The organism is Pseudomonas sp. C1C7, from assembly GCF_013359595.1.
Classification (GTDB): domain Bacteria; phylum Pseudomonadota; class Gammaproteobacteria; order Pseudomonadales; family Pseudomonadaceae; genus Aquipseudomonas.
The window spans coordinates 1-22,393 of the sequence record NZ_JABFMP010000026.1 but is presented as its reverse complement, the minus strand read 5'-3'; the positions used below and the strand labels follow the sequence as shown (position 1 = coordinate 22,393).

Here is a 22,393-nt window from a genome sequence, read left to right as displayed (position 1 = left end):
ACGAATCCGTTTGAAGCGTCTGCAGGTCACTCGAAGTGTTCGGGATTGACCGTATCCCCGGACTTCATGTTCAGCTGCACCCGTACATCCTCGAACATGAGGTCATAGTGTTTGTGCATTGAGCCGATGCTGCTCATGGACTTGGGAATACCGTATTTCTCGGCGATTTGCGTCACGTTCCTGGCGAAGTTGTAGGCCTCTTCCTTGGGCAGAAAGAACGTCTCCTTGAGTTCCTTGCCCTGGATGCTGCCGTGCATGGTGAACAGCATGCCCTTGCCTTGCTTGGGATCGCTGCTGACTTCGTAGTCGAGGTGAATGTTGTAGCTCACATCTTTGTCGTTCAGCGCATGGCGCTCGATGTGCAGATGACCTGGCTCGAACATGGCCATTTTCTTATCCCCTTTGGAAATCGTGAGGCCGGGCAGGGATTAACCTGCCTGGCACATCGTTTTATCGGTAGCTGATCCCCGGTGCGGCGGTGCTCACACGGGTCCCGGCCTTGCCTTGAACGATCGCCTCGATATCCGAGAGCGAACCGATCACGGCGACCTTTCCAGTATGGCGGGCGAATTCGCAGGCTGCCTGAACTTTGGGGCCCATGGAGCCGGCGGCGAACCCCAGGCGTTCCAGTTCGTCCGGATGGGCCTGGCCGATGGCTTTCTGGGTCGGCTTGCCGTAGTCGATGAAAGCCGCGTTGACGTCGGTGGCGATCACCAGCAGATCGGCCTCCAGTTGCTCGGCCAGCAGGGACGAACACAGGTCCTTGTCGATCACCGCCTCGATGCCCTGCAGCTTGCGGTTTTCGTCGTACATGGTCGGAATGCCGCCGCCGCCCGCGCAGATCACGATGCTGCCCTTGTCCAGCAGCCACTTGATCGGGCGAATTTCGAAAATGCGCTTGGGTTTGGGGCTGGCGACCACGCGGCGGAACTTGTCGCCGTCGGGGGCGATGGCCCAGCCTTTTTCGGCGGCCAGTTTCTCGGCTTCGTCCTTGGTGTAGACCGGGCCGATGGGTTTGGTCGGGTTCTTGAAGGCCGGGTCGTTGGCGTCGACTTCGACCTGGGTGAGCAGGGTCGCGAAAGGCACCTCGAAGGCCAGCAGGTTGCCCAGTTCCTGTTCGATGATGTAGCCGATCATGCCTTCGGTTTCGGCACCGAGCACGTCCAGCGGGTAGGGAGTGACCGAGGTGTAGGCCGCCGCCTGCAGCGACAAAAGGCCCACTTGAGGGCCATTGCCGTGGGCGATGACCAGTTGGTTGCCGGGATGGATCTTGGCGATCTGTTCGGTGGCGATCCGGATGTTGGCGCGCTGGTTGTCAGCGGTCATCGGTTCACCCCGGCGAAGCAGGGCATTACCGCCCAGAGCAACGACGATACGCATGATGCAAGTCCTTTCAGAGTTCGGTGATCCCGTAGGAGCGAGGCTTGCCCGCGAAGGGACTTTCACGGTGTGTCAGGCCTGCCGCCTTCGCGGGCAAGCCTCGCTCCTACAGGTCAGGCAGCGGGACAAGTAGTTTGACCCGCTGATCTGCGTTACAGGTCAGCCAGTGTCGACACCAGAATCGCCTTGATGGTGTGCATGCGGTTTTCCGCTTGCTCGAAGGCGATGCAGGCTGGCGACTCGAACACGTCATCGGTCACTTCGATGCCGTTCTTCAGGTGTGGATATTGCTCGGCAATCTGCTTGCCGACCTTGGTCTCGCTGTTGTGGAAAGCCGGCAGGCAGTGCATGAACTTGGTGCGCGGGTTGCCGGTGGCTTTCATCAGGTCGGCGTTGACCTGGTAAGGCAGCAGTTGCTGGATACGCTCGGCCCAGGCTTCCACCGGTTCGCCCATCGATACCCAGACGTCGGTGTGAATGAAATCCACGCCCTTGACCGCGGCCTTCGGATCTTCGGTGAGGGTGATGCGGGCACCGCTTTCTTCACCGTATTTCTTGCAGCGATCCACCAGGTCGTCGGTCGGCCACAGTGCTTTCGGCGCGCAGATGCGCACGTCCATGCCCAGCTTGGCGCCGATCAGCAACAGCGAGTTGCCCATGTTGTTGCGCGCGTCGCCCAGGTAGGCGTAGCTGATGTCGTGCAGCGGCTTGTCGGAGTGTTCGCGCATGGTCAGCACGTCGGCGATCATTTGCGTCGGGTGATATTCGTCGGTCAGGCCGTTGAACACCGGCACGCCGGCGAACTTGGCCAGTTCCTCGACGATTTCCTGCTTGAAGCCGCGATACTCGATCGCGTCGTACATGCGCCCGAGCACCCGGGCGGTGTCCTTCATGCTTTCCTTGTGGCCGATCTGCGAAGAGTTCGGGTCGATATAGGTGACATTCGCGCCCTGGTCATAGGCAGCCACTTCGAAGGCGCAACGGGTACGGGTCGAGGTCTTTTCGAAGATCAGCGCGATGTTGTTGCCCTTCAGGTGCTGCTGTTCGGTGCCGGTGTATTTCGCGCGTTTGAGGTCGCGGGACAGGTCGAGCAGGTAGCGCAATTCGCGAGTGCTGTGATGTTCCAGGCTCAGCAGATTGCGGTTATGAATATTGAAAGCCATGGTGCGTCTCCCTGAAATTAATAGTCGATCGGATCGCGGACAATCGGGCAGGTCATGCAGTGGCCGCCGCCACGCCCGCGCCCCAGTTCGCCGGCGCTGATGGTGATGACTTCCACGCCGGCCTTGCGCAGCAGGGTGTTGGTGTAGGTGTTGCGGTCGTAGCCGATGACCACGCCGGGTTCCACCGCCACCACGTTGTTGCCGTCGTCCCACTGTTCGCGTTCGGCGGCGAAGGCGTTGCCGCCGGTTTCAACCACCCGCAGTTTTGGCAGGTTGAGCACGTCGGCCACCACTTCGATGAACGATTTGTTCTCACGGCGCACGTCCAGTCCGTAAGGTTTGCTTTCGTCGGCGCGGATGATGAACGGCACGATCTCCTTGACCACTTCGGGGAACACCGTGACCAGATCGCGATCGCAGAAGCTGAACACGGTGTCCAGGTGCATGGCCGCGCGGGATTTGGGCAGGCCGGCAACCACCACTTTTTCCACCGCGCCTTTGGCGAACAACGATTGCGCCAATTGGGCGATGGCCTGGCGCGAAGAGCGCTCGCCCATGCCGATCAACACCACGCCATTGCCGATCGGCATCACGTCGCCACCTTCCAGCGTGGCCTTGCCATGGTCCTTGTCCGGATCGCCATACCAGACTTCAAAATCAGCCTTGGTGAAGTCAGGATGGAATTTGTAGATGGCGGTGGTCAGCAGGGTTTCCTGACGGCGGGCCGGCCAGTACATCGGATTGAGGGTGACGCCACCATAGATCCAGCACGTGGTATCGCGGGTGAACTGGGTATTGGGCAGCGGGTCGAGCAAAAAGCTCGAATGGCCCAGATAGTCGCGGTACATCTTGATCACGCCGGAGCCTTCGCTGTCGGGCAGGTCTTCACCGGCCACGCCACCGATCAGGAACTCGGCGAGCTTGCGCGGTTCCAGACCTTCGAGCCAGCTGCGCACTTCGTTGGTCAGGCCCAGGCCGACGGTGTCGGCGGTGATCTTGCGATCCAGAATCCATTTCAGCGCTTCGGGGTTCTGCACGGTCTCGGTCAACAGATTGTGCATTTCAAGGACTTCGATGCCGCGCTCACGCATCTTGGTGACGAAATCGAAGTGATCGCGCTTGGCCTGGTTGACCCAGATCACATCGTCGAACAGCAGTTCATCGCAGTTGCTTGGGGTCAGCCGCTGATGGGCAAGACCGGGGGAGCAAACCATGACTTTGCGCAGTTTGCCGGCTTCGGAATGAACGCCGTACTTGACTTTTTCCGTGGTCATTTCAGTGATCCTCCAGATAAAAAAGCAGTCGTTACAAGGTCAGGAAGCCGTCGTAGAGACCGAAGGCCGCCACCAGGGCGCCAATGACCACTGCGGCGAAAATCAGCTTCTCGACGTGGGTGAATACCGGTTGTTTCAATTCCAGCTTGGCCTTGGCGAACAGGATCGCGCCGGGGGCATAGAGCAGGGCGGACAGCAGCAGGTACTTCATGCCGCCGGCGTAGATCAGCCAGATCGCGTACAGCAGCGCGATGGCGCCGATGAACAGGTCCTTGCTGCGTTCCGATGGCGCGTTTTCATAGGTTTCGCCGCGTACCGCCAGCAGGAACCCATAGGCCGCCGACCACAGGTAAGGCACCAGGATCATCGAGGTGGCGAGGTAGATCAGCGACAGGTAGGTACTGGCGGAAAACAGCGTGATGATCAGGAAAATCTGCACCATCGCGTTGGTCAGCCACAGGGCGTTGACCGGTACGTGATTGGCGTTTTCCTTGCGCAGGAACTCCGGCATGGTGTGGTCCTTGGCGGCGGCGAACATGATCTCCGCACAGAGCAGGACCCACGACAGCAGGGCGCCGAGCAGGGAAATGATCAGGCCGACACTGATCAGGATCGCACCCCAGTCGCCCACCACGTGCTTGAGCACCGCCGCCATCGATGGGTTCTGCAATTTGGCCAGCTCAGGCTGGGTCATGATGCCCAGCGACAGCACGTTCACCAGCACCAGGAACAGCAGCACGGTGATGAAGCCGATCACGGTGGCGCGGCCGACGTCGCTGCGTTTCTCCGCCCGGGCCGAGAAGATGCTCGCGCCTTCGATGCCGATGAACACCCAGACGGTGACCAGCATCATCTTGCGCACCTGGTTCATTACGCTGCCCAGGTCAGGGTTTTTCACGCCCCAGATGTCGGCGGTGAAGATGTCCAGCTTGAAGGCGAACAGCGCGATCAGCACGAACAGCAGCAGCGGCACGATCTTGGCGACGGTGGTCACCACGTTGATGAACGCCGCTTCCTTGATCCCGCGCAACACCAGCAGGTGCACGGCCCACAGCAGCACGGAGGCGCCGATGATCGCCGCTACCGTATTGCCCTCGCCAAAGATTGGAAAGAAGTAACCCAGGGTGCTGAACAGCAGCACGAAGTAACCGACGTTGCCCAGCCAGGCACTGATCCAGTAACCCCAGGCCGAAGAGAAGCCCATGTAGTCGCCGAAACCGGCCTTGGCGTAGGCGTAGACCCCGCCGTCCAGATCAGGCTTGCGGTTGGCCAGGGTCTGGAACACGAAGGCCAGGGTCAGCATGCCGACCGCGGTGATGGCCCACCCGATCAGCACGGCGCCTACGTCGGCACTGGCCGCCATGTTCTGTGGCAAGGAGAAGATCCCGCCCCCAATCATCGAGCCAACAACCAGGGCTACCAATGCACCCAATCGCAACTTTCCGGGAGATTCAGACATGTGTTGACTCCATTGTGCGAGAAGAGAGAAAGCAGATTATTTCCATTACCTGTTCAATCGACTGACCTGGATCAATGGCATACAACAACGGTGTTAGTGAGTGACCTAATAATGTGCAGGTCAATTAACCAACAGCCGTAAAAGCCTTTTCCAGAGGCTTTGCTGTTAAGAGGCGGATACAGCTGAATCTAGACATTAGTTCACTTTTTTTTATTGTAAAGAATAGCTTTCGTTTTTGGATCCTGTACTTTTTGGTTAATTGACCGAAATTACAGATAAACTTTTTATTTCGATTGGCTATAAGTCCTATTCAGTTGGCATTAGCGCAAATTTATTAATGCGCTATCGTCCAAACAAGTTGATTACAAGCATTTGATGGTCTTGCAACTTAAGTCTTACCGTGGAGGGAGACACAGGTATGTCGCAGCCGACACAAAAGCTTCGCTTGAGTGCGCTGATAGCGCTGGTGGTCGGTTCAATGATAGGTGGCGGGATCTTCTCGTTGCCCCAGAACATGGCGGAGCGCGCCGAAGCCGGCGCGGTGCTGATCGGTTGGGGCATCACGGCGGTGGGCATGCTGACCCTGGCCTTCGTGTTCCAGACTCTGGCCAACCGCAAGCCGGAACTCAACTCCGGTGTCTATGCCTACGCCAAGGCCGGCTTCGGCGATTACATGGGTTTTTCGTCTGCCTGGGGGTACTGGATCAGTGCCTGGCTGGGCAATGTCGGCTACTTCGTTTTGCTGTTTAGCACTCTTGGTTATTTCTTTCCGGTCTTTGGCCAAGGCAATACGCCGATCGCCATCGGCTGCGCCTCGGTGCTGCTGTGGGCCGTGCACTTTCTGGTGATGCGCGGCATCAAGGAGGCGGCCTTCATCAACCAATTGACCACCGTGGCCAAGGTCGTGCCGCTGATCATGTTCATCGTGATTGCCGCCGTGGCGTTCAAGGCCGATATCTTCACCCGCGATATCTGGGGTCGCGCCAATCCGAGCTTCGGCAGCGTGATGGACCAGGTGCGCAACATGATGCTGGTGACCGTGTTCGTGTTCATCGGCATTGAAGGGGCCAGCGTCTACTCGGCCCGGGCGGAAAAACGTTCCGATGTCGGCCGGGCGACGGTGATCGGTTTTCTCGGCGTGCTGGCACTCCTGGTGCTGGTGAACCTGCTGTCGCTGGGGATCATGAGCCAGCCGGAACTGGCCACCTTGCAGAACCCGTCGCTGGCGGCGGTGCTGGAGCGCATTGTCGGCCCGTGGGGCGCCTTGCTGATCAGCATCGGCCTGGCGATTTCGCTGCTCGGCGCCTTGCTGTCCTGGGCGCTGCTGTGCGCCGAAATCCTCTTCGCCACGGCCAAGGACCGCACCATGCCGGTGTTCCTGACCCGGGAAAACGCCAATCACGTGCCGGTCAATGCCTTGTGGCTGACCAATGGCATGATTCAGCTGTTCCTGCTGATCACCCTGTTTTCCGCCGGCACTTACACCAGCCTGATCTACCTCGCATCCTCGATGATTCTGGTGCCGTACCTGTGGTCGGCGGCCTATGCGGTGCTGCTCAGCGGGCGTGGCGAAACCTACGAGCAAGACTCGGCGCAACGCACCAAGGACCTGCTGATCGGTGCGATCGCCCTGGGTTATGCGGTGTGGTTGTTGTATGCCGGCGGGGTCAAATACCTGCTGCTCTCGGCCTTGCTCTACGCACCCGGTGTGATCCTGTTCGCCAAGGCCAAGCGCGAGCAGGGCCAGCCGCTGTTCACCACCCTCGAGAAGGGCATCTTCGCCCTGGTCATCATCGGAGCAGGGCTGGCGGCCTATGGGTTGTACAGCGGTGTGCTGTCGCTGTAAGCGTCACGGGCGTTTCAAACTACACTCAACACCGGGCTGAAATGCGAGGTTGGACCCATGCAGAGCAGTGGCGACAAGAAGCGCGCACCCGTGCTCGACCCGATCGAGCGTGCCACGGAGGTGATTTTCGGCCTGCTGATGGCAATGACCTTCACGTCCACCATCAGCGTCGTCACCACCGACCAGGAAGCCGAGCGGGTGATGCTGATCGCCGCGCTGGGCTGCAACCTGGCCTGGGGCCTGGCCGATGCGGCGATGTATTTGCTGGGAGTGCTGATCGAACGCAGTCGCAAACGCACCTTGCTCGCCAGCCTGCACAGCGATCCGGATCCTGCTGCCGGGCAGGCGCTGGTGGCTGATGCGTTGCCCCCGCGTATCGCCACGGCGGTTGGCAGCGAGGGGGTGGAAATGCTGCGTCAGCGCTTGCTCCAGGCACCGGCACAGAACGTGCCGCCCCGACTTGGCTTCGATGATTTCAAGGGCGCGTTCGGGGTTTTCCTGTTGGTGGTGTTTTCGACCTTTCCCGTTGCGTTGCCGTTTCTGCTGGTGGACCAGACGGCACAGGCCGTGCGCGTCTCCAACCTGGTCGGCGTCGGGATGCTGTTCGTGGCCGGGTGGGTGCTGGCGCGCTATGCGGGCCTCAAGCCCTGGCTGGGCGCTTTTGCGCTGGCCATCGCCGGCACCTTGCTGGTGTCCGCGATCATTGCTCTGGGCGGCTAGTCCGCTCCCTTCCTTTGATAACTGTCAGTGGTCCGTATTCGTGAGGTATTGAACATGGCAAAAGGCAAGAAAGACGCGAAGAAGAAACAGCCGGTAGAAGAAACGAAATTGAGCAACAAGGACTACCTGGCTCAGTTGCGCTTGCTGCACGTCGAGCTGGTCAAGTTGCAGGAGTGGGTGAAGCAGGAAGGCGTGAAGATCTGCGTAATCTTCGAGGGGCGCGACGGTGCCGGGAAGGGCGGGACGATCAAGGCGCTGACCGAGCGGGTCAGCCCGCGGGTGTTCAGGGTGCTGGCGCTGCCTGCGCCGACTGATCGGGAAAAGAGCCAGATGTATCTGCAGCGCTACCTGCCGCACCTGCCGGCGGCCGGTGAGATCGTGATCTTCGATCGCAGCTGGTACAACCGCGCGGGCGTCGAGCGGGTGATGGGGTTTTGCACCGAGGAACAGGCGCAGAAATTCCTCAAGTCCGTGCCGGCGGTGGAGCGGGCGATCGTTGATTCGGGGGTGATCCTGCTCAAGTACTGGCTGGAGGTCAGCGAGGAAGAACAGACCCGTCGGCTGGAAGCGCGGATCGAGGACGGGCGCAAGATCTGGAAACTGTCACCGATGGACCTGAAGTCCTACAGCCGCTGGTACGACTACTCCCGCGCCCGCGACGACATGTTCAAGTCCACCGACACCGAGTACGGACCATGGCTGGTGGCCAACTCCAACGACAAGCGCAGGGCGCGTTTGAACATCATCACCGATCTGTTGAGCCGCATTCCCTACAAGGAGGTCAAGCGCGAAAGGATCGTCCTGCCCAAGCGCCAGAAACAGGGGAATTACAAAGAAGCAGACCACCCGCTGCGCCGCGTGCCCGAGAAGTTCTGAAGCATCCACTGCCGGATGTGTAGGAGCGAGGCTTGCCCGTGAAGGCGTCAGTTGGTCCGACATCAATGTTGGATGTGCCGGCCTCTTCGCGGGCAAGCCTCGCTCCTACAGGTCCCGAGACTGGCTTTCATACCCCTGAACGACACAGAACCCATGTGGGAGCGGGCTTGCCCGCGAAGGCGTCAGATAGGCCGACATCGATGTTGGATGTGCCGGCCTCTTCGCGGGCAAGCCTCGCTCCTACAGGTATTGTGTGAGACACAGACCTTTTTAAGACCCCGACGCCGTCAGCTCATCCGCCTTGGACACCCAGCCCCCACCCGTGGCCTTGTACAGATCGACCATTGAGGTAAACACCTGCCCACGCGTGCGGGTGTAGTTGATTTCGGCGTCGAACAGGCTGCGTTCGGCGTCGAGCACTTCGATGTAGCTGGTGTAGCCGTTGTCATAGCGCAGCCGCGCGTAGTGGGCGTAGGTGCGCAGGGCGTCGACCTGGCCGGCCTGGAAGGCCATTTGTTCTCGGGACTTGCTGGAGGCGACCAGGGCATTTTCCACATCGCCGAAGGCCGATTGAATGGCTTTCTGGTAGGTCAGCAGCGCCTGTTTCTGGAAGGCTTCGGCCTGCTGAACCTGCCCGGCAATTGCGCCACCGGTGAAGATCGGCATGCTCGCCGCGACCCCGTAGGACCAGGTCGCCGCAGGGCCGGTGAACAGGTCCGAGAGCTGGTTGCTCACCGAACCGAGCATCCCGGTCAGGGAGATGGTCGGAAAATACTGGGCCTTGGCCGCGCCGATCTGGGCGTTGGCCGAGATCAGATCCAGTTCGGCTTGACGCAGGTCCGGCCGGCGTTCCAGCAGGTCCGATGGCAACCCGGCGGGCACCGCCGGCAGCGTCAGTTGCGCCAGGCTGCGCCCGCGCAGGATCGGCCCTGGGTTGCGCCCGAGCAGAATCGCCAGCAGGTTTTCCTGCTGCGCCACCAGCGGCTCGAATTGCGCCACCGACGCCTGGGTGCGCTGATACTCGGACAGGTTCTGCGCCAGTTCCATCTCCGAAATCACCCCGGCCTCGAAGCGCTGTTTGAAGATGCCATAGGAATCACCCCGGACCTTGGCCGTGGTGCGGGCGATTTCCAGCTCGCGGTCCAGATCCCGCAGGGTGATGTAACTGGTCGCCACCGACGACACCAGGCTCAGGATCACACTGCGCCGACCTTCCTCGGACGCCAGCAGATCGGCGCGGGCCGACTCGTTCAGACGCCGCAGACGCCCCCAGATATCCAGCTCCCAATTGACGCTGAGCAGCGCCTGATAATTGTTGAACACCGGATCGACCGACGAATCCAGCGGCACCGGGCCGTTGTCCCGCGGTGAACGTGTGCGCTGGCCTTGGCTGTCCAGACCGACCTGAGGAAAGAACAGGGATCGGGTTTCTACATAGCGCCCCTGGAATTGCTCGACCCGGGCCGCGGCAATCTTGATGTCCTTGTTCTCGAGCAGGGCGCTGCGGATCAGCTCATTGAGCACCGGGTCCTGGAACTGCTCCCACCACAGGGTGTTGGACAGGTCCTTGGCTTCCTTGTCCGCATAACGGTAGGCCGCCGGGGTGTCGATGTTCGGCGCCTGATAGTCCGGGCCGACCATGCAGCCGGTCAGGCTCAAGCCCAGGCAAAGACAAAGCGGGATAGAGTTCTTGCGCATCTCAATCCCCCTCATGCTTGTTTTGCGCCGCCCCGTCGGGGATGTGCGCGGAAGGTGTCTGAGTCAACAGTGTTTGCTTGTCATCCTTCTTGCCGGTCACGCGCTCGATCAGGAAGTAGAAAACCGGAATGAAGAACACCGCAATCACCGTCGCCGCGAGCATGCCGCCGATCACCCCGGTACCGATGGAGTGCCGGCTGTTTTCGGACGCACCGACCGCAATCGCCAACGGCACGCAACCCAGGATGAACGCCAGCGAGGTCATCACGATCGGCCGCAGACGTTCCTTGGCGGCGGTCATGGCGGCATCGTAGGCGGACATGCCGGTCTCGCGGTTCAGCACCGCGAACTCGAAAATCAGAATCGCGTTCTTCGCCGCCAGCGCCACCAGCATGGTCAAGCCGATCTGGAAGTACACGTCATTGCTCAAACCACGGATCAATACGGCGAGCAGGGCGCCGAAGATGGCGAACGGCACCGCCATCAGCACACCCACCGGCAGCGACCATTTCTCGTACTGCGCCGCGAGGATCAGGAACACCATCACCAGACCGAAGATGAACACCTGGGAGGACGCGCCACCGCTCTTTTTCTCCTCGAAGGCCTCGCCGCTCAGGGCCAGGGCGAAGTCGTTGGTCATGATCTCTGCGCTGATTTCCTCCAGCGCCGCCAGGGCCTGGCCGGAGCTGTAGCCGGGGGCTGCGTTGGCGGTGAGCTTGACCGCCGGGAAGTTGTTGAAACGGGTCAGAAGGTCCGGCCCGGTGACGTAGCGGGTGGTCAGCACGGCCTTGAGCGGCACCATGCCGAGGTTCTTGCTGCGCACGTAGATTTCCTGCAGGTCTTCGGCCTTGAGGCGGTAGGCCGGCTCAGCCTGCAGGATCACCTGCCACAAGCGGCTGAACTTGTTGAACTGCGAAACGTACAGCGAACCGAACATGGTCTGCATCGCGCTGTAGACGTCTTCCACCGGTACGCCCAGGGACTCGGCTTTCTCACGGTCGACATCGACCATCAGTTGCCGTGAATGCACGTTGAAGGTCGAGGTGACGGCGCCCAGTTCCGGACGTTCCTTGGCCTTGGCCACCAGGGTGCCGACCATCTCGGCCAACTGGTCGACATTGCCGTCGCCCTTGCTCTGCACCCAGACCTCCATGCCGCCGGTGGTGCCCAGGCCCGGAATCGACGGCGGGTTCACCGGCAGAATGATGCCTTCCTGCACGGTAGAGAAGGCGCGGGCGGCTTTCTGGATCACCGCCGGGGCGCTTTGCTGGGCGATGGTGTCGGAGTCCTTGTAACGGCCTTCGAAATCCTTGAAACCGACGAAAAACGCGCCGGCGTTGTTCTTGTTCTGGCCGTCCAGCAGGCTGTAGCCGTTGACGATCGCCACGCCTTCCACCGACGGGTCGTTCTGGAAGAAATCACTGGCCACCTGTCCCACCGCGCCGGTGCGATCCAGGCTCGCGGCATCGGGCATGATGATCGCGCCCAGCAGGTAACCCTGGTCCTCGGGCGGCAGGAAGGCGCTGGGGATGCGATTGCCCATCAGCACGATCAGCACGATCATCCCGGCAAACACCAGCAAGGCCAGGGCGAAACGCTTGATCATGAACGCCACCGAGCGCGAATAACCGTCGGTCATGCGCTCGAAACTGCGTTCGAACCAGCGAAAGAATCTGTTCTTTTCACCGTGCTGCGGCTTTAGCAGCAGGGCGGCGAGGGCAGGAGACAGGGTCAGGGCCACCAGGCCTGAAATCACCACGGAAATGGCGATGGTGATGGCGAACTGTTTATAGAGCTGGCCGGTGATCCCGCCCATGAACGCCACCGGGATGAACACCGCACAGAGCACCAGCACGATGGCGACCACGGGGCCCGCCACTTCGTCCATCGCCCGTTTGGCGGCGTCCTTGGGGTTCATCTTGTGCACGTGCATGTTGCGCTCGACGTTCTCGATCACCACGATCGCGTCGTCCACCACGATACCGATGGCCAGCACCATGCCGAACAGCGTCAGCATGTTCACCGAGAAACCCAGGGCGGTCATGCCGATGAAGGTGCCGACAATCGACACCGGTACCGCAATCACCGGAATCAGCGTGGCGCGCAGGCTCTGCAGGAACAGGAACACCACGATCACCACCAGCACCAGGGCTTCGAAGAAGGTGTGGATCACCTCGGAAATCGACGCGCGGGTGAAGGCGGTGGTGTCCATCACGACCTTGTATTCGATGCCCTCGGGGAAGGTGGCCTTCATGTCCGAGAGGGTCTTGGTCACCGCCGCCGAAACGTCCAGGGCGTTGGCGCCGGGTTGCTGGTAGACCGCGATCAGCGTCGCCGGTTTGCCCTGGTAGGTGCTGCGTAGCGAGTAGTCCTTCTGCCCCAGTTCCGCCCGGCCGACGTCCTTGAGCCGCACGATGGCCGCGCCTTCGTTGCTGGCACGCAGGATGATATTTTCAAACTCCGAAGGCTCGGTCAGGCGGCCCTTGGTGGTCACCGCGAAAGATTGCTCCACCGGCGAGCCGGTCGGCGACTGGCCAACCCGGCCCACGGCGAATTGCTGGTTCTGGTTGGCCACGGCTTTCTGCACATCAGCCGCGGTGATGCCCAGCTGAGCCATGCGGTCGGGCTTGAGCCAGATCCGCATCGCGTAGTCCGGCGTGCCGAAGATACTGGCCTGGTTGGCGCCGGGAATGCGCTTGATGGCATCGAGGATATAGAGGTTGGCGTAGTTGGCGACGTAGGTGCTGTCATAGCGGTCGCCCGCCGAGTACACCGCCAGCACCATCATGAAGGCCGAGGATTTCTTCTGCACCTGGATGCCCTGGCTCTGCACCGCGTCGGGCAGTTGCGGCAGGGCCAGGTTGACCCGGTTCTGCACGTCGACCTGGGCCAGGGCCGGGTCGGTGCCGATCTCGAAGAACACGTTGAGGGTCATGTTGCCCGTCGCCGAACTCGACGAGTTCATGTAGATCATGTTGTCGGCGCCGTTGACCTGCTGCTCGATGGGTGCCGCGACGTTATTGGCCACCACCTGCGCATCGGCGCCGGGGTAGGTGGCCGCCACGGTGATTTGCGGTGGCGTGATGTCCGGGTACTGGGCCACGGGCAGCGCCAGCATGGCCACCGCGCCGGCCAGGGTGATGACGATGGAGATGACGGAAGCGAAGATCGGTCGGTCGATGCAATAGTGGGAAATGCTCATGGCGCTTTCCCACTGGCAGGTGGCGTGGTCGGGCCGGCCTTGATGGTTTGTCCGGATTCAGCGGGGACCGGCGCCTTGACGGCCGCCTCGTTGATTTTCAGCACTCCGCCGGGGGTGACCCTGAGGGCGCCGTCGACCACGATGCGCTCGCCGGCTTTCAGGCCTTTGTTGATGAACCAGTTGTCACCTTGCCATTCGCCGACCTCGACCACCCGTTGCTCGGGTTTGCCTTCGCCGTTGATCACCCAGACGAATTTGCTTTTGGCGCCTTCGAGCACGGCTTTTTGCGGCACCAGGATCGCGTTCGGCCGGGTCGCGCCCTTGGCCAGGGCGCGCACGAACTGGCCGGGACGCAGCAGGCCGTTGGGGTTGGCCAGCACCGCGCGGACCAGGAAGGTGCCGGTGTCCTGGCTGTAGGACGGCGCGGTGAAGTTGACCTTGCCGCGTTCCGGAACGGTGGTGCCGTCCGCCAGGACCACCTCGACGACAAAGTCGCTGCGTGGCGGGAAGATCAGGTGCCCGGCGGCGATTTCGTCGCGGTATTTGAGGGTTTCGTTTTCCGAAAGGCTGAAGTTGACGTACATCGGGTCCATCTGCGACACGGAGGTCAACAGGCCCGATTCGCCGGGAGTGACGTAGCTGCCTTCCTGCTTTTTCGCGTCGCTGGACAGGCCGTTGAGCGGCGAGGTGATGGTGGTGTAGCTCAGGTTCAGCTGTGCGGTACGCACCTGGCCTTCGGCGGCGAGCACCGCGGCCTTGGTTTCGCGCTCGGAGCCCACGGCGTTGTCCAGGTCCATCTTGCTGACCGCGTTCTGCGCCGCCAGCGGACGGACGCGGGCGAGGGTGGCCTTGGCCACTTCCCAGCGCGCCTGTTGCTGGGCCATCTGGCCCTGGGCCGAGGCCAGCGCGGCTTCGAACGGCTTGCGGTCCATCTGGAACAGGACCTGCCCGGTTTTCACCAGGTCGCCTTCAGTGTACTGGCGCTTGTCGAGGAAGCCGGCGACCCGGGCGCGGATTTCCACTTCCCGTGAGCTTTGGGTCTGGGCGACGAATTCGAAAGTGACCGGCGTATCGCGCGAGGCCACCGTCATCACGGTCACCTCCGGTGGCTGGCGGGCCGGTGCAACCGGCTCTTTGCCACATCCACCCAACAGACTCGAAAGCCCGACAAGGGCAACAACAGGCAGGCTCAAGCGCTGCCCGACAACGAATGATCTCACACCCATCCCCACGCTCCTGACTGTCTCCCCGATCAGAAGCGTAGACACAAAGTTTGCGCAGCGCTAACCGCGTTGAAAGCCAATGAAAATCAGCACATTCGACATTGATGTTGGAGGATCCGGTGCCTTCGCGGGCAAGCCTCGCTCCTACGGGTTTTTGTGTAGTTCACAGGCCTTGTGATCGACACAGGCTCCGTAGGAGCGAGGCTTGCCCGCGAAGAGGCCAGCCCATTGAAACGCCGGCTGTCATGAAATGAAAAGCCATTGTCGTCTGATGAGAAGCGACCCAAGGGGCGGCGCCCTACAGTCCAATCAGCGCAATTCGACGCACCCGACAATAATGCTGACTGGGGAAACAACAAAATGGCCAAAGCCGTACGCTTTTACGAAACCGGTGGTCCCGAAGTACTTCGTTATGAAGATGTCGAAGTCGGCGAACCCGGTCCGGGTCAGGTTCGTCTTCGTCATGTAGCCGTTGGCCTGAACTATGCCGACACCTACTTTCGTAACGGCACCTACCCGATCCCGATGCCCAACGGCATGGGTGTCGAAGCGTCCGGCGTGGTCCAGGCCATCGGCGAGGGCGTGACCAATGTTCAGGTGGGCGACCGTGTGACCTACACCGGTTTCCTCAACACCCTGGGCGCCTACAGCACCGAACGCCTGATCCCGGCCGCGCCGCTGATCAAGCTGCCGGAAACCATCAGCTTCGAGACCGCCGCGGCCATGACCATGCGCGGCCTGACGTCCTCGTACCTGATGCGCCGCATCTACGACTTCAAGGCCGGCGACAGCATTCTGCTGCACGCCGCGGCTGGCGGTGTCGGCCTGATCGTTTCGCAATGGGCCAAGTTGCTCGGCCTGAACGTCATCGGCACCGTTTCCAGCGATGCCAAGGGCGAAATCGCCAAGGCCCACGGCTGTGACCACTACATCAACTACAGCCACGAAGACGTCGCCCAGCGCGTCCGCGAACTGACTGACGGCGTCGGCGTGAACGTGGTGTTCGACAGCGTCGGCAAGAATACCTTCATGGGCTCGCTGGACTCGCTCAAGCGCCGCGGCCTGCTGGTCTGCGTCGGCACCGCATCCGGCCCGATCCCGGCGTTCGACCCGGTGATGCTGGCGATGAAAGGCTCGCTGTACATGACCCGTCCGGCCCTGGCCGACTACATCGCCGACCCGGCGGAAAAAGCCGCCCTGGCCGGCGAGCTGTTCGATCACGTCGGCAGCGGCCGGATCAAGATCGAGATCAACCAGCACTACGCCTTGCAGGACGCCGTCCAGGCCCACCGTGACCTGGAATCGCGCAAGACCACCGGCTCCTCGATTTTCGTCATTTAAGGGAGTTTGCCTGCCATGAAAGTCGAACAATTGACCTGCAACATCGGCGCGGAACTGATCGGCGTGAACCTCGCCGACGCGGTCCACGACGATGGTCTTTTCGCCGAGATTCGTGCCCAGTTGCTCAAGCACCGGGTGGTGTTCCTGCGCGACCAGGACATCAGCCGCGCCGACCACGTGGCCTTCGCCCGCCGGTTCGGCGAGCTGGAAGACCATCCGGTGGCCGGCAGCGATCCGGATCACCCGGGCCTGGTGCGCATCTACAAGAACCCCGACCAGCCGATGGACCGCTACGAAAACGCCTGGCACACCGACGCCACCTGGCGCGAAGCACCACCCATGGGCTGCGTGCTGCGCTGCGTGGAATGCCCGCCGGTGGGCGGCGACACCATGTGGACCAACATGGTCCAGGCGTACGCCAATCTGCCGGACGACGTGAAGCTGAAGATTGCCGACCTGCGCGCCCGTCACAGCATCGAAGCCAGCTTTGGCGCGGCCATGCCGATCGAGAAGCGTCTGGCACTCAAGGCGATGTACCCGGACGCCGAGCACCCGGTGGTGCGCACGCACCCGGAAACCGGTGAGAAAGTGCTGTTCGTCAACGCCTTCACCACCCATTTCAGCAACTACCACACCCCGGACCGGGTGCGCTTCGGCCAGGACGCCAACCCGGGCGCCAGCGACTTGCTGCGTTACCTGATCAGCCAGGCCTACATCCCGGAGTACCAAGTGCGCTGGCGCTGGAAACCCAACAGCATCGCCATCTGGGACAACCGCAGCACCCAGCATTACGCCGTCATGGACTACCCGCCGTGCCATCGCAAGATGGAGCGCGCCGGGATCATCGGTGACAAGACGTACTGATCCGACCTTTCTGCATCCGCACTCATAAATACGTCTGCCCGGCACGACCCCGGGCGGACGGGACAATCATAAGAACTGGAGTACACCATGCAATTTTTTGACGATTCCCTGCACCCGGAAAACATGGAAAAGGTGGTCATTACCGTGGCCCCGTACGGCCCGGAGTGGATGCCGGAAGACTTCCCGGAAGACATCCCGCTGACCATGGACGAGCAGGTGCAGAAAGCGGTCGACTGCTACGAAGCCGGCGCCACCGTGCTGCACCTGCACGTGCGTGAACTGGACGGCAAGGGCTCCAAGCGCCTGTCCAAGTTCAACGAACTGATCGCCGGTGTGCGCGAAGCCGTGCCGGACATGATCATCCAGGTCGGCGGTTCGATCTCCTTCGCTCCGGAAAGTGAAGGCGAGGCGGCCAAGTGGCTGTCGGACGACACCCGCCACATGCTGGCCGAGCTGACGCCGAAACCGGATCAGGTGACCGTGGCGATCAACACCACCCAGATGAACATCATGGAGCTGTTGTATCCGGAGTACCTCAAGGGCACGTCCCTGGATAACCCGATGGTCCATGCCGCCTACAGCGAAATGACCGTACCGGCGGGGCCGGCCTGGGTGGCCGAGCACCTCAAGCGCCTGATGGACAACAACATCCAGCCGCATTTCCAGCTGACCGGCATGCACGCCCTGGAAACCCTCGAGCGCCTGGTGCGCCGTGGCGTGTACATGGGCCCGCTGAACCTGACCTGGATCGGCATCGGCGGCGGTTTCGACGGTCCTAACCCGTTCAACTTCTTCAACTTCATCCACCGCGCGCCGGACGGTTGCACCCTGACCAGCGAATCGCTGCTCAAGAACGTCATGCCGTTCAACACCATGTCCATGGCCATGGGCCTGCACCCGCGTGTGGGTAACGAAGACACTATCATTGATCACAAGGGCGACCGTTTCGGCTCGGTCGACCAGATCAAGCAGACCGTGCGCATCGCCCACGAACTGGGTCGCGAAATCGCCAGCGGCAAAGAAGCCCGCGAGATCTATCGCATCGGTGTGAAGTACAACAGCATCGAGGAAACCCTGCTGGCCAACGGCATGGCCCCCAACCGCAAGGCCGGGCAGAAGGGCGTGCCACAACGCGGCTGATCCGTAGTCGCAAACGGGACGGGACGGGAGGCCGTGACCTCTCGTCCCCACCCGTCAAACAAGCTCGATAACAACAATAAAACAAGGTTTCGAGGAGGCTGAATGGCCTTTCACCCAATCGCTGCTGGCGATGACGACGGTGCCGTCGCTGTTGCGCGTCCGTATGCCTGGATCGTCTTCGCTCTGACGTTCGGTCTGTTGATTTCCGATTACATGTCGCGTCAGGTGCTGAACGCGGTATTCCCGCTGCTCAAGGGCGAATGGGCCCTGAGCGACGGCCAGCTTGGCCTGCTCAGCGGCATCGTCGCGCTGATGGTCGGGCTGCTGACGTTCCCGCTGTCGTTGCTCGCCGACCGTTTCGGCCGGGTCAAGAGCCTGGCGCTGATGGCCATGCTCTGGAGCCTGGCGACCCTGGGTTGCGCCCTGGCCCAGGACTACCAGCAGATGTTCATCGCCCGCTTCATGGTCGGCGTCGGCGAGGCCGCCTACGGCAGTGTCGGTATCGCCGTGGTGATCTCGGTGTTCCCCAAACACATGCGCGCCACCCTGGCCAGTGCGTTCATGGCCGGCGGCATGTTCGGTTCGGTGCTGGGCATGGCCCTGGGCGGCGCGATTGCCGCCAAGCTGGGCTGGCGCTGGTCGTTTGCCGGGATGTCGCTGTTCGGCCTGGTGCTGGCGGTGCTGTACCCGATCATCGTCAAGGAAGCCCGCATCGCGCCCAAGCGCGTGGTGGACACGGCGACTGCCGCGGTCAAGCGTCCGTTGCGCACCCTGTGGTCGAGCAAGTCGGTGATTGCGACTTATATCGGCAGCGGCCTGCAACTGTTCGTTGGCGGTACGGTGATTGTGTGGATGCCCAGCTACCTCAATCGCTACTACGAGATGACCACGGACAAGGCGGGCGGTGTCGCGGCGATCATCGTGCTGTGCAGCGGTGCCGGGATGATCCTGTGCGGCATGCTCAGCGACCGTCTGTGCCGTAACTCGCCGGAGCGCAAGGTGGCGCTGGCGATCGCCTACTGCCTGGGCAGCTGCCTGCTGTTGTCGGCCGCGTTCGCCTTGCCGGCGGGGCCTGTGCAACTGCTGCTGATCTGCATGGGCATGCTGATTGCCGCCGGTACCACCGGGCCTGCCGGTGCGATGGTTGCCAACCTGACCCATTACTCGGTCCACGGCACGGCGTTCGCCACGCTGACCCTGGCCAACAACATGCTGGGCCTGGCGCCCGGACCGTTCCTGACCGGCAAATTGTCCGACCTGATCGGCCTGCACGCGGCTTTCCAGCTGGTGCCGCTGGTCAGCCTCGCGGCCGCGGCAGTGTTCTTCTACGCCAAGTGTCATTACCACAAAGATATTGCCCGTCTTCAGGGTCAGAGCGTGCCTTACCCCGTTGCTCAAGCCGGGCTTGAGGTGAAGTTGTGAGTCGTCGTTTAGATATTGATGTGTTTTTCGATTTCATCTGTCCCTGGTGCCTGATCGGCAAGCGTCAAATGGAGCATGCCCAGGTGCAGTTTCGCAGTCGTCACCCGGATGTGCAGATCTCCACGAAGTGGCATGGCGTGCAGTTGCTGCCGCAGATTCCGGTGCAGGGTGAACCCTTCGCCGAGTTCTATCGCAAGCGCCTGGGCAATGCCGACGCCGTGGCCATGCGTCAGGCCCAGGTGCAGCAGGCGGCCGCGGCGGTGGGGTTGAACATCGACTTGAGCAACATTGCGGTGATGCCCAACACCGCCGATGCCCATCGGTTGATGGAACGGGTCAGTGCCCAGGGCAATGCGGTGCAGAGCGATGTACTGATCGAGCGCCTGTTCGCTGCGTATTTCCAGAAGGGCGAAGACCTGGGCAACCGTGAAACCTTGCTTGCCATCGCGCAGTCCTGCGGTATCGATCCTCGGGTTGTGGCCGACTGCCTGTTGGGCGACGCCACGCCGTTCGACGGTTTTCCCGGCGGCGCCAGTGGCGTACCCAGCTTTCAGTTCAATCGCCGCATGAGCGTGGTGGGTGCGCAACCGGCCCATGCGCTGCTCGGGGCGATGAACGAAGCGCTGAAGGAACAAGAACGCGAGCGGGCAACCGCATGACTCGGCGCATTCCCGTACCCGCCGGCAAATACCCGCCGGCCGGTGGCCGGGCGCTGTTCGAATTCGATGACAAGAGCCTGGCGTTGTTCAACGTCGACGGTGAGCTGTACGTCATCGACGACAGCTGCCCGCATCAGGGCGCCTCGCTGTGCGGCGGGCGCCTTGAGGGCAGGGTGATCCAGTGCTGCGCCCATGGTCTGCGGTTCGACCTGCGCAGTGGCTACATGCTCAATTCCAACCTGGTGAAGGTCAACAACTACCCGGTCGAGATCATCGACGACCAGGCGTTTATCGTCATCGCTTCAGAGGAGTCCGCGCCATGAGCGCCATTGCCCTGACCCGTATCCACAGTCGCACGCGCGAACTGGCACCGGGGTTTATCGTCAGCCTGATCGTGGCCGCAGCCGCCTCGTTCCTGTCCGAGCACTACGGTGCGCCGGTCATGCTGTTTGCCTTGCTGCTGGGCATGGCCCTGAATTTTCTGGCCGACGACGGTGCGTGCAAGGCCGGCGTCGAATTCACCGCCCGCACGGTGCTGCGCATCGGCGTAGCGCTGCTGGGCATGCGCATCACCCTGGAGCAGATGGCGGCGCTGGGCTGGAAGCCGATTGCGCTGGTGGTGATTCTGGTGGTGGTGACCATCGGCGTGTCGGTGATCGCGGCCAAGGCCCTGGGCTTCCAACGCCTGTTCGGCATGCTCACTGGTGGCGCGACGGCCATCTGCGGCGCTTCGGCGGCCCTGGCGCTGGCGGCGGCGCTGCCCAATCATCCGCAGAAAGAACGCGCGACCCTGTTCACGGTGATCGGCGTCTCGGCCCTGTCGACGATGGCGATGATCGTCTACCCGATGATCGCCAACTGGCTGCACCTGTCGCCGCAGCTGGCGGGGGTGTTCCTCGGCGCGACCATTCACGATGTGGCACAGGTGGTGGGTGCGGGTTACAGCATGTCCACCGAGACGGGCGACACGGCCACGGTGGTCAAGCTGATGCGTGTTGCCATGCTGCTGCCGGTGATCGTCACTGCCGCCATGATCACTCGCATGCAGGGCGCTGATCCGACCGGCAAGCGTCCGCCATTGCTGCCCTGGTTCGCCGTGGGCTTTCTGATCCTGGCCTGCATCAACAGCACCGGCTGGGTGGTCCCGGCGGTGCAGGGCGCGGTCAACGAACTGTCGCGCTGGTGCCTGGTGATTTCCATCAGTGCGCTGGGGATGAAGACCCGGCTGAAAGAACTGGCGTCGGTGGGGATCAAACCGATTTTGCTGATGGTGGGGGAGACGGTGTTCCTGGTTGTTCTGGTGTTGCTGTTGCTGCACTGGGGTGCCTGACGATAGTGGCAGGGCTGCAGCACGTTGACTCCTGACGTGTTGCAGTCGACGGCCGGTGCTTGAAAAACACCGGCTTTTCGCGGCGACTGTACCAGCAGTCGCCGTTTTTTTTGCCTGCGTTTTCTGTTGGAACATAGACCTGTGGGGTGTCACGCAAACCTGTAGGAGCGAGCAGGCTCGCGAGCTTTTTAGGCTGTGTACATATCCATTGCTGCGGTAACGGCGGCTTATGGTTCCGCCTGACGGCGGGTTACTTGGAAAAGCGCCAAGTAACCAAGCGCTTTTATCCCCTGACGTACGGCCCCTCGCTGAGGCTCGGGGTTCCCGAGCTCCGGTGTCCATCCGGGGGCATCGCCTCCGGTTTGCTGCGCTGCACCTCCTCTCGATGTGTGCGGCTGCGCCGCACGGCCCGCGCGCCTTACCCCCCGGATGAACACCTCCACTCGGCCTTCCGACGGGGCAGATCAAAATCAAGAGCAAGATCAAAAGCCAAAGCCAAAGCAGGTCGGGAACCCCTGTAGGAGCGAGCATGTTCGCGATAGTGGTCAACGATGACGCGGGCTGTCTGGTGCCCCGTGGTGTTCTGGCGTGCATCGCGAGCAAGCTCGGCTCCTACAGTGGTTTGGGGTACATCCGTCAGGCCGCCATCGCTGGCAAGCCAGCTCCCACAGGTTTTGTGGCTAGACACAAAGCTGCGGGCAACCTCGAACCACTGTAGGAGCAGGCTCCCCCACAGTCTCTGTGGCAGACGCTGGATCTGTGGCTGACCCGAATCGATGTAGGAGCTGCCGAAGGC

19 protein-coding genes are annotated in these 22,393 nt (G+C 61.8%); 11 read left to right on the top strand and 8 right to left on the bottom strand.

The window, feature by feature from the left end:
- Positions 1-26: 26 nt before the first annotated feature.
- The 5 genes from HNO86_RS20245 to arcD (HNO86_RS20225) form a co-directional block, all read right to left on the bottom strand.
- Positions 27-389, bottom strand: coding sequence for a DUF5064 family protein (locus HNO86_RS20245; protein ID WP_175378706.1), 363 nt, complete (start codon positions 387-389; stop codon positions 27-29).
- 61 nt (positions 390-450) lie between these two features.
- On the bottom strand, positions 451-1,380 hold the full coding sequence (gene arcC / locus HNO86_RS20240; protein WP_175378705.1) for a carbamate kinase: 930 nt from the start codon (positions 1,378-1,380) through the stop codon (positions 451-453).
- Positions 1,381-1,532: 152 nt separating this feature from the next.
- A complete protein-coding gene (locus tag HNO86_RS20235) occupies positions 1,533-2,543 on the bottom strand; it encodes an ornithine carbamoyltransferase (protein ID WP_175378704.1) in 1,011 nt (336 codons plus the stop codon).
- 17 nt (positions 2,544-2,560) lie between these two features.
- Complete coding sequence (gene arcA, locus HNO86_RS20230; protein ID WP_175378703.1) at positions 2,561-3,817, bottom strand: arginine deiminase; 1,257 nt, start codon at positions 3,815-3,817, stop codon at positions 2,561-2,563.
- A 31-nt stretch (positions 3,818-3,848) separates the two neighbouring features.
- Positions 3,849-5,276, bottom strand: a complete 1,428-nt coding sequence (gene arcD / locus HNO86_RS20225) for an arginine-ornithine antiporter (RefSeq protein ID WP_175378702.1) — start codon at positions 5,274-5,276, stop codon at positions 3,849-3,851.
- 418 nt (positions 5,277-5,694) lie between these two features.
- Here arcD (HNO86_RS20225) and arcD (HNO86_RS20220) point away from each other — a divergent pair, with 418 nt between their 5' ends.
- Genes arcD (HNO86_RS20220) through ppk2 form a run of 3 tightly spaced genes read left to right on the top strand, consistent with a single transcriptional unit; the run spans position 5,695 to position 8,718 of the window.
- Positions 5,695-7,122: an arginine-ornithine antiporter gene (gene arcD, locus HNO86_RS20220; RefSeq protein ID WP_175378701.1), complete on the top strand. Its 1,428-nt coding sequence runs from the start codon at positions 5,695-5,697 to the stop codon at positions 7,120-7,122.
- A 57-nt stretch (positions 7,123-7,179) separates the two neighbouring features.
- Positions 7,180-7,842, top strand: a complete 663-nt coding sequence (locus HNO86_RS20215) for a hypothetical protein (protein WP_175378700.1) — start codon at positions 7,180-7,182, stop codon at positions 7,840-7,842.
- Positions 7,843-7,896: 54 nt separating this feature from the next.
- A complete protein-coding gene (gene ppk2, locus HNO86_RS20210) occupies positions 7,897-8,718 on the top strand; it encodes a polyphosphate kinase 2 (RefSeq protein ID WP_175378699.1) in 822 nt (273 codons plus the stop codon).
- 270 nt (positions 8,719-8,988) lie between these two features.
- On the opposite strand, the gene HNO86_RS20205 is transcribed toward ppk2, so the two are convergent.
- From HNO86_RS20205 to HNO86_RS20195, 3 genes are read right to left on the bottom strand one after another with little or no spacing between them, the layout of a single operon-like run.
- Positions 8,989-10,416: an efflux transporter outer membrane subunit gene (locus tag HNO86_RS20205; RefSeq protein WP_175378698.1), complete on the bottom strand. Its 1,428-nt coding sequence runs from the start codon at positions 10,414-10,416 to the stop codon at positions 8,989-8,991.
- Between the two features lies 1 nt (position 10,417).
- A complete protein-coding gene (locus HNO86_RS20200; RefSeq protein WP_175378697.1) occupies positions 10,418-13,618 on the bottom strand; it encodes an efflux RND transporter permease subunit in 3,201 nt (1,066 codons plus the stop codon).
- On the bottom strand, positions 13,615-14,844 hold the full coding sequence (locus tag HNO86_RS20195; RefSeq protein WP_175378696.1) for an efflux RND transporter periplasmic adaptor subunit: 1,230 nt from the start codon (positions 14,842-14,844) through the stop codon (positions 13,615-13,617). The genes HNO86_RS20200 and HNO86_RS20195 overlap by 4 nt, the downstream gene beginning before the upstream one ends.
- A 357-nt stretch (positions 14,845-15,201) precedes the next feature.
- Between HNO86_RS20195 and HNO86_RS20190 the strand changes: the two genes are divergently transcribed.
- From HNO86_RS20190 to HNO86_RS30135, 8 genes are all read left to right on the top strand, one after another.
- Positions 15,202-16,182, top strand: coding sequence for a quinone oxidoreductase (locus HNO86_RS20190; protein ID WP_175378695.1), 981 nt, complete (start codon positions 15,202-15,204; stop codon positions 16,180-16,182).
- A 15-nt stretch (positions 16,183-16,197) separates the two neighbouring features.
- Entirely contained in the window at positions 16,198-17,046 is an 849-nt protein-coding gene (locus tag HNO86_RS20185; RefSeq protein WP_175378694.1) for a TauD/TfdA family dioxygenase, read from the top strand.
- Between the two features lie 87 nt (positions 17,047-17,133).
- Entirely contained in the window at positions 17,134-18,186 is a 1,053-nt protein-coding gene (locus HNO86_RS20180; protein ID WP_175378693.1) for a 3-keto-5-aminohexanoate cleavage protein, read from the top strand.
- Positions 18,187-18,288: 102 nt separating this feature from the next.
- Positions 18,289-19,608, top strand: a complete 1,320-nt coding sequence (locus HNO86_RS20175) for an MFS transporter (RefSeq protein ID WP_175378692.1) — start codon at positions 18,289-18,291, stop codon at positions 19,606-19,608.
- Positions 19,605-20,267: a DsbA family protein gene (locus HNO86_RS20170; protein ID WP_175378691.1), complete on the top strand. Its 663-nt coding sequence runs from the start codon at positions 19,605-19,607 to the stop codon at positions 20,265-20,267. The genes HNO86_RS20175 and HNO86_RS20170 overlap by 4 nt, the downstream gene beginning before the upstream one ends.
- Positions 20,264-20,590, top strand: a complete 327-nt coding sequence (locus HNO86_RS20165; RefSeq protein ID WP_175378690.1) for a Rieske 2Fe-2S domain-containing protein — start codon at positions 20,264-20,266, stop codon at positions 20,588-20,590. Before HNO86_RS20170 ends, HNO86_RS20165 begins: the two co-directional genes overlap by 4 nt.
- Positions 20,587-21,597, top strand: coding sequence for a YeiH family protein (locus HNO86_RS20160; RefSeq protein WP_175378689.1), 1,011 nt, complete (start codon positions 20,587-20,589; stop codon positions 21,595-21,597). Before HNO86_RS20165 ends, HNO86_RS20160 begins: the two co-directional genes overlap by 4 nt.
- Before the next feature lie 529 nt (positions 21,598-22,126).
- Positions 22,127-22,315, top strand: a complete 189-nt coding sequence (locus HNO86_RS30135) for a hypothetical protein (RefSeq protein WP_218583528.1) — start codon at positions 22,127-22,129, stop codon at positions 22,313-22,315.
- Positions 22,316-22,393: the final 78 nt, after the last annotated feature.

What these genes read in the sequence shown, in the direction of transcription:
- HNO86_RS20245 (WP_175378706.1), bottom strand. Translation starts at nt 389, where the DNA reads ATGGCCATGTTCGAGCCAGGTCATCTGCACATCGAGCGCCATGCGCTG.
- arcC (WP_175378705.1), bottom strand. Translation starts at nt 1,380, where the DNA reads ATGCGTATCGTCGTTGCTCTGGGCGGTAATGCCCTGCTTCGCCGGGGT.
- HNO86_RS20235 (WP_175378704.1), bottom strand. Translation starts at nt 2,543, where the DNA reads ATGGCTTTCAATATTCATAACCGCAATCTGCTGAGCCTGGAACATCAC.
- arcA (WP_175378703.1), bottom strand. Translation starts at nt 3,817, where the DNA reads ATGACCACGGAAAAAGTCAAGTACGGCGTTCATTCCGAAGCCGGCAAA.
- arcD (WP_175378702.1), bottom strand. Translation starts at nt 5,276, where the DNA reads ATGTCTGAATCTCCCGGAAAGTTGCGATTGGGTGCATTGGTAGCCCTG.
- arcD (WP_175378701.1), top strand. Translation starts at nt 5,695, where the DNA reads ATGTCGCAGCCGACACAAAAGCTTCGCTTGAGTGCGCTGATAGCGCTG.
- HNO86_RS20215 (WP_175378700.1), top strand. Translation starts at nt 7,180, where the DNA reads ATGCAGAGCAGTGGCGACAAGAAGCGCGCACCCGTGCTCGACCCGATC.
- ppk2 (WP_175378699.1), top strand. Translation starts at nt 7,897, where the DNA reads ATGGCAAAAGGCAAGAAAGACGCGAAGAAGAAACAGCCGGTAGAAGAA.
- HNO86_RS20205 (WP_175378698.1), bottom strand. Translation starts at nt 10,416, where the DNA reads ATGCGCAAGAACTCTATCCCGCTTTGTCTTTGCCTGGGCTTGAGCCTG.
- HNO86_RS20200 (WP_175378697.1), bottom strand. Translation starts at nt 13,618, where the DNA reads ATGAGCATTTCCCACTATTGCATCGACCGACCGATCTTCGCTTCCGTC.
- HNO86_RS20195 (WP_175378696.1), bottom strand. Translation starts at nt 14,844, where the DNA reads ATGGGTGTGAGATCATTCGTTGTCGGGCAGCGCTTGAGCCTGCCTGTT.
- HNO86_RS20190 (WP_175378695.1), top strand. Translation starts at nt 15,202, where the DNA reads ATGGCCAAAGCCGTACGCTTTTACGAAACCGGTGGTCCCGAAGTACTT.
- HNO86_RS20185 (WP_175378694.1), top strand. Translation starts at nt 16,198, where the DNA reads ATGAAAGTCGAACAATTGACCTGCAACATCGGCGCGGAACTGATCGGC.
- HNO86_RS20180 (WP_175378693.1), top strand. Translation starts at nt 17,134, where the DNA reads ATGCAATTTTTTGACGATTCCCTGCACCCGGAAAACATGGAAAAGGTG.
- HNO86_RS20175 (WP_175378692.1), top strand. Translation starts at nt 18,289, where the DNA reads ATGGCCTTTCACCCAATCGCTGCTGGCGATGACGACGGTGCCGTCGCT.
- HNO86_RS20165 (WP_175378690.1), top strand. Translation starts at nt 20,264, where the DNA reads ATGACTCGGCGCATTCCCGTACCCGCCGGCAAATACCCGCCGGCCGGT.
- HNO86_RS20160 (WP_175378689.1), top strand. Translation starts at nt 20,587, where the DNA reads ATGAGCGCCATTGCCCTGACCCGTATCCACAGTCGCACGCGCGAACTG.
- HNO86_RS30135 (WP_218583528.1), top strand. Translation starts at nt 22,127, where the DNA reads ATGTTCGCGATAGTGGTCAACGATGACGCGGGCTGTCTGGTGCCCCGT.